General features: G+C 37.3%; 12 protein-coding genes. 9 read left to right on the forward strand and 3 right to left on the reverse strand.

Features of this window, described 5'->3' with window-relative positions:
• Positions 1-241: 241 nt before the first annotated feature.
• Positions 242-790, reverse strand: a complete 549-nt coding sequence (locus ABDV71_RS17165) for a hypothetical protein (RefSeq protein ID WP_343534743.1) — start codon at positions 788-790, stop codon at positions 242-244.
• Between the two features lie 178 nt (positions 791-968).
• The gene (locus tag ABDV71_RS17170; RefSeq protein ID WP_343534745.1) at positions 969-1640 is read right to left on the reverse strand and encodes a response regulator transcription factor; all 672 of its coding nucleotides are present in this window, start codon (positions 1638-1640) and stop codon (positions 969-971) included.
• 186 nt (positions 1641-1826) lie between these two features.
• Here ABDV71_RS17170 and ABDV71_RS17175 point away from each other — a divergent pair, with 186 nt between their 5' ends.
• The 7 genes from ABDV71_RS17175 to ABDV71_RS17205 all read left to right on the forward strand — a co-directional run bounded on the left by ABDV71_RS17175 (position 1827) and on the right by ABDV71_RS17205 (position 11090).
• Positions 1827-2252, forward strand: coding sequence for a hypothetical protein (locus tag ABDV71_RS17175; RefSeq protein ID WP_343534747.1), 426 nt, complete (start codon positions 1827-1829; stop codon positions 2250-2252).
• Between the two features lie 453 nt (positions 2253-2705).
• Positions 2706-3344 carry a hypothetical protein gene (locus tag ABDV71_RS17180; protein ID WP_343534749.1) on the forward strand — a complete coding sequence of 213 codons (639 nt, stop codon included), beginning with the start codon at positions 2706-2708 and terminating at the stop codon, positions 3342-3344.
• Between the two features lies 1 nt (position 3345).
• Positions 3346-4137, forward strand: coding sequence for a histidine kinase (locus tag ABDV71_RS17185; protein ID WP_343534750.1), 792 nt, complete (start codon positions 3346-3348; stop codon positions 4135-4137).
• A gap of 227 nt (positions 4138-4364) precedes the next feature.
• Positions 4365-7121, forward strand: coding sequence for a TonB-dependent receptor (locus ABDV71_RS17190; RefSeq protein WP_343534752.1), 2757 nt, complete (start codon positions 4365-4367; stop codon positions 7119-7121).
• A 17-nt stretch (positions 7122-7138) separates the two neighbouring features.
• Positions 7139-8323 (forward strand): DUF4876 domain-containing protein, encoded by a 1185-nt coding sequence (locus tag ABDV71_RS17195; protein WP_343534754.1) that lies wholly within the window; start codon positions 7139-7141, stop codon positions 8321-8323.
• Between the two features lie 2 nt (positions 8324-8325).
• Positions 8326-9837, forward strand: coding sequence for a DUF6850 family outer membrane beta-barrel protein (locus ABDV71_RS17200; RefSeq protein WP_343534756.1), 1512 nt, complete (start codon positions 8326-8328; stop codon positions 9835-9837).
• Between the two features lie 92 nt (positions 9838-9929).
• Complete coding sequence (locus ABDV71_RS17205) at positions 9930-11090, forward strand: cytochrome c peroxidase (protein WP_343534758.1); 1161 nt, start codon at positions 9930-9932, stop codon at positions 11088-11090.
• A 138-nt stretch (positions 11091-11228) separates the two neighbouring features.
• On the opposite strand, the gene ABDV71_RS17210 is transcribed toward ABDV71_RS17205, so the two are convergent.
• Complete coding sequence (locus ABDV71_RS17210) at positions 11229-13004, reverse strand: aminopeptidase P family protein (protein WP_343534760.1); 1776 nt, start codon at positions 13002-13004, stop codon at positions 11229-11231.
• Positions 13005-13170: 166 nt separating this feature from the next.
• On the opposite strand from ABDV71_RS17210, the gene ABDV71_RS17215 reads away from it, so the two are divergent.
• Both ABDV71_RS17215 and ABDV71_RS17220 read left to right on the forward strand, forming a co-directional pair.
• Positions 13171-14661 carry an aldehyde dehydrogenase (NADP(+)) gene (locus tag ABDV71_RS17215; RefSeq protein ID WP_343534762.1) on the forward strand — a complete coding sequence of 497 codons (1491 nt, stop codon included), beginning with the start codon at positions 13171-13173 and terminating at the stop codon, positions 14659-14661.
• 308 nt (positions 14662-14969) lie between these two features.
• Positions 14970-15725: an alpha/beta fold hydrolase gene (locus tag ABDV71_RS17220; RefSeq protein WP_343534764.1), complete on the forward strand. Its 756-nt coding sequence runs from the start codon at positions 14970-14972 to the stop codon at positions 15723-15725.

The raw sequence follows: 15725 nt of genomic DNA on the forward strand, positions 1-15725 counted from the left end.
GATTGAAACGAGCATGAGCGTAGCGATTAAAGTGTAAAGCGGGACTGGAAGTACCAAAGTATTACTGAAACTGCTTTTCGAAAAATAAAAAGGCTCTCTTTACAGTCAATGTTAGACTTACGAAGTTTTAAAAACTTCGTAAGTCTTCAGTGCTACAAAAAAGGAAAGCCCCAGAAAATTTTCCGGGGCTTAGGTTTGTCCACATCGCATGAACCAAACTGATTTGAGAGCTAATTCAGTATTAATTATTTTCAACCGAAGCAAGTAAACTTACATTGGCTTGTTTTCTTCTATAAAGTTCATTCATCATTTCTTTATCGCTCAAGTTTTTTGCCCATTGAGGTTTAAGTTCAAAATATCTTAAGTGTCTTAAAGATTGGTGTTTACTGGCCCATGTAAAGCCTAAAGATTCACCTAATTTTCCTACTTTATCGTAAAGTACCTCGTGATCAAGATATTTAAGCTGTCCAAGAGCCGAGCTTTCATAGATGCCTACCCCAAAAGCCAAACCGAAATTATGGTAAGAAAGGTTTAAAGGTTCATGAGTAGTTTCATAAGCTGCAATAAAATCGAAAGAAAGATCACTCATTAGGCTTTTGCGAATTACCGTAGACCTATTTAAGATTTTGATGAAAAAACCATGTTCTTGGCAAAGGATAATAAGTTTGTTAACGAGCGGCATAATCTCTTCGGAGATGTTAAACGAGTCATCTTCGGGATAAAAAGAGCTGAAATGCGGATCTATATCCTCTACATCACTGCTCACTTGGTAAGAAAAAAATTGGTTCACTTCTTCTCCTTTTTTTTGTTTGAACTTTTGTTGATTGAGAGTCGCTAATCCGACACTGCTAAATGACAAAATTTAAAGGAAACAAAATACGGGGCTTTTGCCTGTACTGATAAACAGGTAAAATCACCTATATGTGTAGGTATTTTTACGTGGTCACGTAATGCTTGAAGAAATGTGTTTAATTAAAGAAGTGGTCAGTCTCAATCAATTTATGTTTGAGGGCATACAATACCAGGCCTGCAGTGTTCCTACTTCCGGTTTTTAAAAGCAGGTTATTTCTGTGGCCTTCTACCGTACGATTACTTAGAAAAAGTTTTTCCGCAATTTCAATGCTGCTAAATTGTTTACATATCAGCTGAAGCACTTCTTTTTCTCGCGGAGTAAGCAGGTTTTCTTCTTGATCAAGACTAACGGTCTGAGGTTTTTTAGTAAGGCCTTTTCGCATGATCTCTAGCATGGGTAATGTGAAATAGAAGTCGTTTTTAAATACTTCCCGAATAGCCTTTTCAACTTCTTCTGGTTCGGCATTTTTAGCCAGGTATCCATTGGCCCCTGCTTGAATGGTGGCTAAGATATGATGTTCTGCTTCGTGAATTGTTAGGATAATTACCCCAATGTTGGCTTGGGTTTCCTTGATGATTTTTAAGGCTTCCAGCCCATTCATTTCGGGCATAGAAAGATCTAACAGGATAATGTCGGGTTGTATATTATCTGTTGCCAAGCGATCAACAAGTTGCTTGCCATTTTCTGCTTCAAAAATAATGTTCATGTTTTCAAAGGAATTTACAAGTGCAATCATTCCTTTTCTGAATAATTTTTGGTCATCGGCAATGGCAACGTTGATTTTCATATCTAATGTCTTTTATAACGGTATTTTTTTTGATTATTTTCTATAAAAATCTTTTAAAAAGCAGAATTTCTAAAAAAAATACAATCAATACATCGCTCTGATGTAGAGTATTAAAGAAATAATCATGTTTTGAAGCGTTTACAAATATCTTTTTTTTATTAGATTCGACAAAAAAATAAACTTAAAATGAAATCGAAAATTAATGTGCCCGAAGTGCCTACAGTGCCACTTGAGGAAGCGATAGACAGAGTTACTCGCTTTCGTAATGAATTGATCAACAAAGTTCCAGAAGCTAACATTCCTAGAGCTGTATTTATCCCGATTGCTGATTTAATGGCTATCATTGATAAATTTCAGTCCTTAGATGACCATGGTAATATCCGTAACTCTTTAACGGGAGTTAGAGCTTATTTTGCGATCAAAGAATCTGATAAAGATCTACCAGATAGTATTACTGCATTAATTGTCCCAGTTGATTTGGCAGGTGCCGATATCGTTGCTCATACGAATGTTGGTGTAGGAGGAGAGGAAGAAGACGATAGCGATATCTATGATTTTACACAGCCTTGCCCTGATAAGTGCGATAAATCAAGTCCTTTGTACGTTGAATAATCTCAACCATACTGTTGAATATAAATATAAGCTTGCTTATTGTAAATTCTTATAAATAAAAATCCTTAAACATTAGGCAGGGCTAGTATAAGTTCCAGTGATTTTTGTCATCTGTAGTGGCAAGGTTCAATGCCTCTTATTACGCTAGCGAAGCTTATACCTATTAATTTATTTTCGGGCTATTTTTATAGTCCGAAAATAAAAAGGGATTTTCTACAAATACTGTTGTTAAGTTTTTTTTTGATTTGTTTACCTTGGCATTTTTATTACTTTCCAACAACTGCTATCTAATTTTTAACCTCTCTAATTATTTTCACTTTTTGTAGGTCGTGATTTTGAAACGACGAGTCTTATTTATTGAGATATATGAACAGTTTAACTTCTGTTGATGTATTTGACTTGGACCAAGCACATAGCTGATACAAAAACAAACTAAATTGAATATTAAACATAATGACTAGAGATATATTGACCGCAGTTGTGGTGCCTTTGAGCATTCTTATACCTATTGGCACTTTTTTGCCTAGATATAAATATGCGGGAAAAGAAAGTAAAACCATATTCTATTACTTGATATTTGCGGGCTTGGTAAATGCTACTGCTATTTATTTAAGCAGTAGGAATATTAGGAATTTACCACTATTACATATTTACACCATTGGCGAAACGATTTTCTTCCTAAGTTATTTCTTGTTCATTTTTGAAAAAAAGACCATCAGAAGGATTTTGTACGGAGCAATTATTGTACTCCCTATAGCTTTTACTTTAAATTTTCTCTTTTTTCAAAGTATTTATGAGTTCAATACCTATACAAGACCGGTAGAAGCTATTCTTATTACTTCAGTTTGTTTAATGTTTTTGTATAACAGCGGCTTTATCGAAAATTTTCTAAGACAGCCTAAAAGTTGGATCAATATTGGGATATTGATTTATTTCCCAACAGCTACTATTATCTTTATTCTTTCCAATTATTTTGTATTTGTAAGTTCTAATCGTACTTTAAATGATATTATATGGGATGTGCATTCTATTTTGGTTTTGGCTATGTACCTTTCTTTTGCGAGAGGCTTCTCATTAATTAATAAAAAGTAAAATGATAGATAATGTTTATTTGTTGGTTTTTTATGGAATGCTACTTTTGTTTATCATTATTGCAGCTTTCCTGTTGTTTTACATTAGAAACCAGAATATGGTATGGAAACAACGCCGAGAATTACAAGAAACCCAAATAATACAACAGAAAGAATTATTAAATGCGGTTATCGATTCACAGGAGATTGAGCGTAAAAGAATAGGACAGGATTTGCATGACGAGATAGGAGGGACCTTGTCGGCCATTAAGCTGATGCTCAATTCTCTTAAAAATAAATTGAATGCACCACAAGAAGAAGTGCTTGCTGATGCAAAAGAGCTTATCGATAAAATGATTGTAGACGTGAGGCATATTTCTCACGATCTTTCACCTCCTGGTCTAGCGGTTTTCGGACTTTTTACCACTATTGAAGCCTTTGTAAGCTTAATTAATAATACTGGACAAATCAAAATCTCCATTGAACATGAAAATGACTTGGAAGAAATAGAAATGCCAGAGAAAAACTCTCTAGCACTATTTAGGGTGCTTACCCAATTGGTAGACAATACCCTTAAACATGCCAACGCAACCGAAATTAAAATGGTTTTTGGTATTCATGAGACGGATTTGTCCATCGTTTATAAGGATAATGGAAAAGGGTTTGATATGGAAGTGTTGAACAAGCGTAGCGGTATTGGAATGCAAAACATCCAAAGCCGTCTACAAATGATCAATGCCCAATACCAGATTGAAACAAGTGCGGGGAATGGCTTCAAAGTAGGCATCAAATATCCCTTGCAATCAGCAGAATAGAATTTGCTAAAGCACCTATTAAAACCTTAAAGGCATAATATTCTTTTGCCTAAAGGTGATATTTTATCATTTATTGCAGTGTTTTTATTTTGACTTAGTCTAAATAACATTATATTTGCGGCAATTTGCTACATGGCTACTCGCTCTCTGGCCAGCAAGGTAACGTGTAATTTAGCCTAATGTATTTATTTTCAGTGCTTTTTATAAGGTTTCAGGATGACTTAAAAATGCTATTGCTTTTTTTTGCGGTTTCTTTGGGCTTTGTGGGAAACATTTTCGCACAGAATTTCCAAGTAAAAGGCAGTGTTGAGAGTATTTTTGGTACAGATAAGGCATCTTTCGCTAGCATTATACTGCAAGGAAGACAAAATTATCAAACAACTACCAATGAACGTGGAGAATACATTTTAAAATCCGTTGCATCTGGCCGATATCAGGTTACCGTTTCTTCCATCAACTTTAAGCAGAAGAAGATAGACTTAAATCTCGCTTCAGATACGGTAGTGAATATTCAATTAGAACCACTCCAACGTTTACTTGACGAAGTATATATTACTGCGGTTCAAAATAAAGGTAAGGCAAGCACTTCGGTAATAGATAGGAAAGCCATGGAGTTGTTACAGCCTTCTAGCTTTACCGATTTGTTGGAGTTGCTACCTGGAGGTAGAACTTATACCCCAAATTTAACTCAAATGAACCAAATTAGGCTTAGGGAGCCATCTAATGCTCCTTCTGGCTATGACATGGGCTCTTTAGGTACAGCATTTTATATTGATGGTGCTCCCATTAATACCACTGCAAATATGCAAACAACTTCTGGCTATACACTTTCGGATCCTAATGGCTCTAGAAATTCGGTAAACAAGGGGGTTGATATGCGTTCTATTCCAACGGATCAAATAGAAAAAGTAGAAATTGTAAGAGGGATTCCCTCGGCCGAATTTGGAGACTTAACCAGTGGCTTGGTCAATATCGAGCGTAGAAAAGGAAACACCCCTTATACAGCCAGAGTTAAAGCCGATGGTTTCAGTAAGCTTTATTCGATAGGCAAGGGAGTAAGTATCCTAGAAAATAACCTTTATATTAACAGCAATGTCGATTTTTTAGATTCAAAGGCTGACCCTCGCGACAATTATGAGAACTATAAAAGGATTACAGCTTCGGTAAGAACAGAAAAGTTTTGGGAAAATAAGATTCGCAGGTTTACTTGGAACAGTGCGTTGGATTATGCTACCACTATTGATAACGAGCGAGTTGATCCAGATAACTCCTATGCCTTAACGGATAGTTACAAATCTACCTTTAAAAGCTATTCTTTACTTAATAACTTCAGGTTTAAATTTAATCAAAACACGCTACTTAAGTCTTTAGATTTCTCTACGAAGATCAGCTATCAAGAAGACATCATTGATTTAACAAAATGGGTGCAAGCAAGGTCGGCAACGGTCTTGGTCAATTCATTGGAAGAAGGTGCCCATGATGCGAAATATGTAACACCTAGCTACGCCGCAGATCTAGACGTGCAGGGAAAACCTTTATATGGCTACTTAAAGGGAGTAGCATTGTTGGGCTTTACGCAAGGCATAATTAAGCATCAAATAAAACTAGGTACTGAATATAACTATAGTAAAAACTTTGGAAAAGGGCAGATCTATAACCTTGATTTTCCGCTAGCCTTAAATTCGGTGTCTTCCGTTAGGCCAAGACCATTTAACGATATTCCAGCCTTGCAAAACTTATCTTTTTTTGCAGAAGACGGAGCTAAAATAGAAGCAGGGGCCCATAACATCAATATTACCGCTGGTGTAAGGGCAATGGCAATTGTTGGTATGGATACCAGATATGAAATAGCCAATAAATTTCACTATGATCCTCGTATTAATGCGGTTTGGCATTTGCCAAGCATTGCCGTTGCTGGGAAGAAATTAGAGGTTAGTTTGGGAAGTGGTTTTGGTTTGCACCATAAACTGCCAACCCTAGATATGCTTTATCCCAATAAAACCTACATCGATAATATCCAGTTAAATTACTATCACAATAACCCAGATTTTATAAGGGCTAATGCTAAGACTACCATTATTAATACAGAAAACTATGCATTAAAAGCCGCAAGAAACCTAAAATGGGAGCTGAATGCAGATTTTAGTTACGAAGGTAATCGTTTGTCTGTCACTTATTTCAGAGAAGGGATGTCTTCTGGTTTCAGGGCAATGTCGAGATATAGAGTAATAGATTATAAGCTATATGATAATAACTCCATAGATGCTTCGACGATTACCTCGCGACCAAATCTGGAAGATTTTACGTACAGAGATATGAAGGAGTTCTACGGTTATTCTATTAATAGCAATGGCAGTGGAACATTTAAAGAAGGTATTGAATTTCAATTTACGACCAAACGCATTTCAGCAATCAACACCAGGTTTACCATAAACGGCGCATGGTTCAATAACCGTTACAAAAGCAGCGTGGTCAATTATGGGATTATCAGTACTTCGGTTATCACTGATAACAAAGTACGACAGTACATTGGCATATACGCCGAAGATGAAGGCACAAATTATCAACAGTTCAATACCAACTTAACCGTAGATAGTTATTTGCCCAAATTAGGTTTGATGCTTTCGGCATCGGCCCAAAGTTTATGGTTTACCTCTTCTAGAGAGAATTATAAAACTGGTGTGCCAATAGCGTATATGGATATCAACCAAAATGTACACCCATATACAGAAGCCAGTAAAAATGATCCCAATCTTCGCTGGTTGCTACAAAACTATAGTGATATCAGGTTCAGAAATAATTCGGTGCCAATCAATTTACAAGTTAACATCAAGGCCTCAAAAGATTTTAAAAATAAAGCTCGTATATCAATGTTCGTAAGCAGGTTTTTGACTTATGCACCTTCCTACACTCGCTACAATATCAACTACATCAGGCAGGGAGCTTCCCCATATTTTGGAATGGAATTAAACTTTAATCTTTAAATATAAATATATCAGAAATGAAGAATGTAAAAATTATCATGAGTGCTTTTCTTGCATTGACCATATTGTTCAATGCTTGTAAGAAATCGGATAGTGCCAAAACGACACTTACCGCATCCATTGTTATTCCTACTACTTTAGAAGGTTTCACTTTAAAATCGGGTACGGTAACATTTAAAGAGGTAAACAGTGGTAGGGTGAGTACTTCAAATGCCATTAGCAATAATACCTTAACCATAGCATTGCCATCGGGCTCTTATAATATTGTTTTTGAAGGTGAAATAGAGAGTACGACAGGGGAGAAAGTGATCAGTAAAGTGCGTGGCGTAAAAGATGGTGTAATTGTAAATGGTGCCAGTGTAAACGCGGAATTATCCCTATTCCTATATAAGCCTTTGGAAAATTTTGTGATCAAAGAAGTATTTTTTACTGGTACGGTTACTAAAGAAGGGAAAACATATAATGGAGATAAGTATTTTATCATTTATAACAACTCTGATAAAGTATTGTATGCAGATAGTTTGATGATTGCAGAGTCTGAATTTTTGACCACCACCAAAAGAGCCTATACTCCAGATGTGATGTCAACAGATTTCACTTCTAAATCAATTGTAATGATTCCGGGAACCGGTAAAACATATCCGGTACAACCAGGAGCATCAATTACCATTGCCAACAATGCGATGAACCATTTGGTTTATAACGATTTGTCTGTAGATCTAAGAAATGCTGATTTTGAATTAACCTTATTGAGCTCAATTAATGTAGATAATCCTCAAGTACAAGACCTGGAGAACATCTCGGGCTATATGACCATGCATAACAGAGGATTTAAAAGCTACGTGATTGCTAAAATGCAGGGCACTAAAGAGAATTTCTTAACTAAACAAGTATATAACTTTGACTATGTAAATTCGGCCGGTAAAATTACAACCACAACAGCCTATAAAATTCCAAATTCATGGGTTTTAGATGCAGTTAACTTAAGCGTTGAAAAAGAATTTAACTGGATTGTAACTAGTCCTGTTTTGGATATGGGTTGGACCTACTGTGGAAAAGTAGATAGTGACGCTACACGTTACGGCAAAAGTGTAATCCGTAGAGTTGCTAAAACTGAAGCCAACGGTAGAATTGTTTTACAAGATACCAACAACTCTAAAGACGATTTTATCCCCGAATCAAAACCATCATTGTTCAAATAATAATGAACATCAAGAAGTTAATCATTTTAAGTGTTTTCTTGGGCGTAATTAATGCTTACGCCCAGGATACCGTTTCACATTCGCAGCGGGTAAGGGAGCAGATTTCTCCTATCACTAACCTGTTAACAGAAGCCTATTCAAGCCCCTCGTTGTATCCATTTTCTAGGAAGTTCAACTATTCTTTGTTGGCTGCTAATCTGGAAAACACCAAAAAGGACCTTTACCTTAGGCAAGAAGGTAGTGGCAATGGTGCATTTAAAATTAACTCCGAATCCTTTCTTAAGAACATTAGTGGTATTTCTTTATGGGGCAAGGCATACTATACCAATGAAAAAATCAAAAAAGTCAATTTCAACGAAACATTAGATTACCAATATGTTTATCCCTATGTAATGGCCGATACCGTTGGCGGGGACCTAAATGCCGAAACTTATTATTTCGGAGGCGGATTGTCGAAAAAGATTGGTGAACTTAGGTACGGTATACAAGGTAGTTTTAAGGGCATACAGGCTTACAGAGATAGAGATCCTAGACCTAAAAATATTTCTTCAGATATTGATTTCTCAGTTTCTGTAGCCAAAGAACTAAATAAGGGAAAAGCATTGTCTTTGGATTTTAATTTGAGGAAATATAACCAGAACAATAGTTTACAATTTGTAAATGAGCTGGGCTTTCCCTTGGTTTATCATGATGCAGGTTTAGGTGTTTTTAATGAGCTGCTGGCAGGAACAAGAATGCAAGCGTATTATAAGGGACTTAGTTTAGGTACCCAGCTTAATTTTGCACCTATAGATTTAAAAGGTTTATCTGTTCAAATTGGCTTCAACCGCTTCAATATAGATAAAGAGCTTTCGAGTATTGCCACTAACATAGCCGAAATAAAGGAAAATCACGCGTATTTGTTGTTAGCCTATCATCGTCAGCTGCAAAGCCATAACTTTTTAGTTAGGATAAAAGGAGCCTACGTGAAAAGAGAGGGAGTAGAAGCTATTTATGCAAATACTGGTGCCGCAAGCTTGCTTAAAGTTTCGGAAGAAGTGAGGTATAATCGAGAAAAGCTCAATGTAAAATTGGATGTTAGTTATGGTAAAGCAACCAAAAACTTAAGCTGGTTTTTGGGGATAGATGGTACGTTTGGTACCGATAATGAAAGTTATATCTTGCCAGATAGATTTATAGAATATCAAACTGGAAGTGTTGGCGCTTTTGCTTCACTGACAAAGACTGTTGGTAAAACAATGCTCAACTTGGAAATGAAAGCTAGTCAAATAAAAGTGTTAAACAGCGATTACTCTTGGGAAAATATTGATGTCAAAAAGGGAATTTATCAGATGTTAAATGCTAATTATGCTTATTTAACGTCTGATGTTTTTTCAATGTCGTCCTCTTTACGAGCAGATTTTCCTTTTAATGCTAAGTTGGGAGCATTTGCAAAAATAAAAGGCATGCGTACAAATTATGCTGGAAACAACAAAGGTTCTGAGCTTTTACTATCCTTTGGCGTTCTTTTTTAGAGAGAAGAAAAACATTCAAGATCGTAGAGCTGGGCTTGGAGCATATTTTAGGTTAAAACAATAAAACAAAACATAATATTAATTTTGCGGGGATGAAGAAAATGAAACTTGTTGTAGCAACTGGGCTGTTGGTAGCATTTAGTTTGCTGCATTTTTCGTTTAGAGAAATAGGTTATACCTCCAGTGGAATAAAGATAGACAGCTTGCGCAGTTTGTACGAACGTCCGGCAGCCCAATGGCCAAAACCCAATGTAGATAGTGGAGTAAAATGGCAGGAGTTTAAAGCATTACCTGAAGTTGACAGCAAAGCTTACTTTGCAACAATGGAGAGTGCACAGGTGATTTTAGGTAAAAATCTTTTCTTCGACCCCATATTATCAGGTTCCAATCAAATTTCGTGCAGTAGCTGTCACAACCCGCAAACTTCTTGGGCAGACAAGTTATCTGTTTCCATTGGTCACGACCATGCTTCGGGCAACAGAAATACTCCATCTTTATTGAACGTAAAAGAACGTAAATCTTTCTTTTGGGATGGTAGAGCCACCACTTTGGAGGATCAGGTGAAAAGCCCTATCGAGGCACATAACGAAATGGCGATGAATTTAAAAGAGCTTCCGGCAAAGTTAAATGGCATTAAAGCTTATAAGGAATTGGTAAAGAAAGCTTATGGAACCGATAAAATAACTTTTGATCATGTGGCTAAAGCCTTGGCTAGTTTTCAACGAACCCTAACTAGTAGAAGAAGCCGTTTTGATAGATTTTTGGACGGAGAGTACAAACAATTAAATGATATAGAAGTAGAAGGGTTGCACTTATTTCGTACCAAAGCAAGATGTATCAATTGCCATAACGGACAATATTTTACCGATGAACAGTTCCATAACATTGGTTTAACTTATTACAAGCGTAAATATGAAGACCTAGGTCGTTACAACGTAACCAAAGACCCTAACGATGTAGGCAAATTCCGTACACCATCTTTAAGAGATGTGATGAACACTAATCCCTGGATGCACAATGGTTTATTTGATAACATTACAGGTTTGCTAAACCTTTACAATAGTGGTATGCAAATGAATACGGCAACGGCCGCACAGAAAGCGGCAGACCCTCTGCATCCTGTGACAGACCCCTTGATGAAGAAACTGAACCTTACCAGAGATGAAATACAAGCAGTAATAGCTTTCCTCGAATCAATCACGGCTACGCAATATAAAATGCAAAGGCCAGAGCAATTGCCTAGAGACAGATAAAATAAAAGGTCGAGAATTTTCTCGACCTTCTTTGTTTTATATAAGCTGTCATTCCGACGCTAGGAGGAATCTCCTTAGTGTATAAAAACAGATTCCTCGTACCTCGGAATGACAGCAATTTTATACTATACAAATAGCTTATATTGCTTTCGTCATTTCCTTTAAAAAGGCTTTCTCCTCCTCATTTAACAACGGACTCACCTTTTCGTAAACTTCTTGGTGGTAACTGTTCAACCAATTGATATGTGAAGTTTCCAATAACTCTTTCTTTACTAAAGTAGTATCAATAGGTGCAAGGGTTAAAGTTTCAAAAGCATAAAATTCGTTAAACTCATTAACGGTGTCCTTAATAGTTAAAACCAAATTCTCAATGCGGATACCATGTTTGCCAATGCGATAAATCCCAGGCTCAATAGAGGTAATGGTACCCAGCTCAATAGCAATTGGTGTGGCCGATGCGTTGAAAATATGAGGACCTTCATGTACATTTAAATAATAACCTACGCCATGTCCAGTTCCATGTCCGTAGTTTAAAGCATAATCCCACATTGGGCTACGGGTAATGGCGTCAATCTGATAGCCGCAGGTACCTTTAGGAAAACGGGTTTTGCAGCCTTCGATCATGGCTTTTAATACTAAAGTATAATCAGTGCTTTCCTCTTCCGTATTGTTGCCCATTGGAATAACACGGGTAATATCGGTGGTGCCATATTGGTACTGACCACCGGAATCCACTAAAAACAAGCCATCTGCCTTTACTTGAACATCACTTTCTGGCGTAGCGGCATAATGTGGCAATGCACCATGTGCCTTATAACCAGCAATAGTATTGAAACTTTCACCTGCAAATCCATCTTGCTCTGCCCTAAAACCTCTCAGTTTTTCTGCTGCAGAAATTTCGGTGATTTCCACTTTGCCTACGTTTTCTTTTACCCATTTAAAGAACTTGGTCATTGCTGCACCGTCCTTAATCATCGTTTTACGTGTGTTGGAAATCTCTACTTCATTTTTAATAGCTTTTAAGTAAGTGGAAGGATTCGTTTCCAAAACTTTGTGTACTCCGGTAGGAACCTGCTTGTACATGAAAAGGCAGTTGCGCTTAGGGTCAATCAAAATTGAACTGCCTGAGGGGATTTGCTGTAAGTCGGAAGCCAAAGTATCATAGCCAATCACTTCAACATTTTGGGTAGCTAGCACATTCAAATCACCAGCTGTCAGTTTATGCTTATCAAGATAGATTTTCGTTTTATCCTGAGAAATCAGCGCAAAGCTCAATACCACAGGATTAAAGCCAACATCTTGGCCACGGAGATTGAAAATCCAAGCCATGTCATCTAACGAAGAAACCAGATGATAATTTACACGTTGCTTCTTCAAAGATGCCCTAATTGCTTCAAGCTTGCTCGGTACCGATTGTCCTACCACCTCATCTGCCAATAAAAAGGCTGGCTCAGCTGGTAGGGCAGGCCTGTCTTTCCATATTTGGCCAACATAATCCTGATGCTCAAAACTGATGTCATTAAAAGCCAGCTGTTTCTCAAGTTGCAGGCCAAGAAGTACTGAAACTGTTTTTTCATCAAAAGCAATCTTACTTCCTTTTGATAACTTTTCGCCCAACCAATCAATATATTCGGCTACACCCTGTGCTTTCAATTTCACTAATTCAAATCCGCTGTTCCTTAGTTGTTCTTCTGCCTGAACAAAATATCTAGAATCGGCCCAAAGACCAGCAAAATCTTGAGTAATCACTACTGTGCTTACAGAGCCTGTAAAACCAGTAACAAAGGGAATACTTTTATAAAAATCGGGTAAATATTCGCTAATATGCGGGTCGGCAGAAGGGATGATATAGGCTGCAACACCATCGTTTGTCATTAACTCACGAATAGCGGCTAGTTTTTCTGGATGTGTCATTTTTGCAAATAATATTTAGTTGTCAAAGTAATGGAATATTTGGCAATTAATGGAAAAATTAGCCCTAAAAAAATAGTGCTACAAATATTAAATACTGGCAAAAGAATAAAAAACTGTACATATTTGAGAAGCTATCCCTAACTTTAGTCAAATTAACCATAACAGCATGTATACCGATCATTCAATCACCGAGATAGACACCTTATTAGCGAAATCAGAAGCAGCATTTTATCAATACAAAAAATCTTCCCTAAAAGAAAGAGCACATTTCATGCGTAGCATTGCAACAGAAATTGAGGCTTTGGGAGAGGAATTGATCATGACGGCTCAAAAAGAGACACATTTATCGGAAGAACGTTTACATGCTGAACGTAAGCGAACCATTTTTCAATTGAATAGTTATGCAGATGCCGCTGAACAAGGAAATTGGTTAGAAGCTAGGATTGACCTCGGTGATGAAGATAGAATTCCTGTAAAACCAGATTTGCGTAAAATGCTTGTTCCGCTAGGGCCTGTGGTAGTTTTTGGAGCAAGTAATTTTCCCTTTGCCTACTCAACAGCCGGTGGAGATACTGCATGCGCTTTTGCTGCAGGTTGTCCGGTAATTGTAAAAGCGCATCCTGCCCATGTAGAAACTTCTACTTTGGTGGCCAGAGCCATTTTAGCAGCCGCTGATAAATGCAAGATGCCCAAGGGGATTTTCACCCATATATACGGTGCTGATTTTAAAGTGGGAGAATATTTGGTGAAGCACAATGCAGTTAAAGCAGTTGGTTTTACGGGATCTTATAGCGGCGGACGTGCATTATTTGACCTAGCTGCCCAACGCAATGTGCCTATTCCAGTGTTCGCGGAAATGGGTAGCGTTAATCCGGTATTTTTGCTGCCAGATAAATTAAATCAACATTATCAATGGATTGCCGATAAGTTAGCTTACTCCATTACTCAGGATATGGGACAATTTTGTACCAATCCGGGATTAATGATTGCCATTAAAAGCGAAGCCCTAGATCAGTATGTAAAACAGCTTTTAGTTAACCTGCACGAAATAACCCCTAGCAAGATGCTGCACAAGGGAATAGCAAGAAATTATATCAACAACATGCAGACGGCAATAACACAGAGGCATGTAGATGTACTTTACCAAAGTGATAATAAATTGGGAGAGGAAGACGGTATGGTTACCATTGCCAAAGTTTCGGGCAAATATTTTTTAACCAATGTGCAATTGCACCAAGAGGTGTTTGGACCTTATTCTTTATTGGTAGAGTGTAATGACGAAGCAGAAATGTTAAAAGTAGCAGAACGTTTGGAGGGGCAATTGACAACAACCTTAATGGCTACAGCTGCTGATATTAAAAATAATTCAAACCTTATTAACGTGCTAACGGAAAAGTGTGGCAGATTGATCATGAATGGTGTACCTACCGGAGTGGAAGTGGTTTTATCGATGCAGCACGGTGGACCATTCCCTGCCTGTACCGACAGTAGATTTACAGCAGTGGGGGCAGACGGGATTAAGCGTTTTGCCAGACCAGTAAGTTTTCAAAACTGGACTAACGAGTTTTTACCTGATGAGTTGAAAAACGAGAACCCTTTGAATATCTGGCGTACCGTAAATAATCAACTTACTCAAGCCGCTATAGATAAAGCTTAACCTTATGCGTCATTGTCAAGCACAGCATTGTTTTGTCTATGTGTCTATGTGGTTAAAAAATATAAACACATAGGTGGTATGATGCTTGCCGATGATAGTCGATAATCGTTAAAGAACAAATTGAACTATTTCTATGTGCCTATGTGGTTAAAAATAAATAAGCAAGTAGCGTCAATTTATACATCGCTAACTCACTTTAATAGCTTGGTATTGAATTAATAAATATTTAATCTATAGAAATAGTAGTCTTTTTGAAAAATATTGCTAATTTTGAAGCATTCACGGTTTTTAACCGAAAGCTTTAACATATGCAATTACAAATCAATCCAGCTTTAGCTGCTCATCCTGTACCTTATCCAACAGCAGTTGCGAAAGATGTAGTGCTTTTGCATGGCCTGTTTGGCAATCTTAGCAATTGGCGGTTGTTGCATAAGGAACTTTCCGCTAATTACAATGTTTGGACGCCAGAGCTCCCTCTTTTCAATCATTTTTTAGGAGGGGGATTGAACAAACTGGTCGACTTTTTAGAAGATTACCTCAATGCTCAGCAAATTAATAATCCTATTCTAATTGGTAATTCTCTAGGCGGCCATATCGCTTTGTTGTATGCCTTGAAATATCCGCAAAAGGTGGCAAGTTTGGTGCTTACAGGTAGTTCTGGTTTGTACGAAAATTCCTTTGGAGGTTCTTTTCCCAGAGTGAAAGATTATCAGTACATCAAGCAAAAAGTAGAAGATGTATTTGATAGGAAGGAGGTAGTAGATGAAGAAATGGTAAACTATGTGTTTGATATTGTACAGCAGAAGACCAAGGCACTTTCTGTAATTATGTTGGCCAGAGACGCACAAAAGCAAAATTTAAAAGAATTGCTTCATTTTATTCAAGTGCCCGTATTGTTAATTTGGGGCTTACAGGATGTGGTGACGCCACCAGCGGTTGCCGAAGAGTTTTATGAACATCTGCCCAATGCCACCTTACGTTTTATTGATGAGTGTGGGCATGCACCCATGATGGAGCAACCTGAATTGTTTAATGAATACGTAAGTCAATTCCTTGCTTCTTAA

Origin of the sequence: Pedobacter sp. (assembly GCF_039594775.1) — a bacterium.
Classification (GTDB): Bacteria; Bacteroidota; Bacteroidia; order Sphingobacteriales; family Sphingobacteriaceae; genus Pedobacter.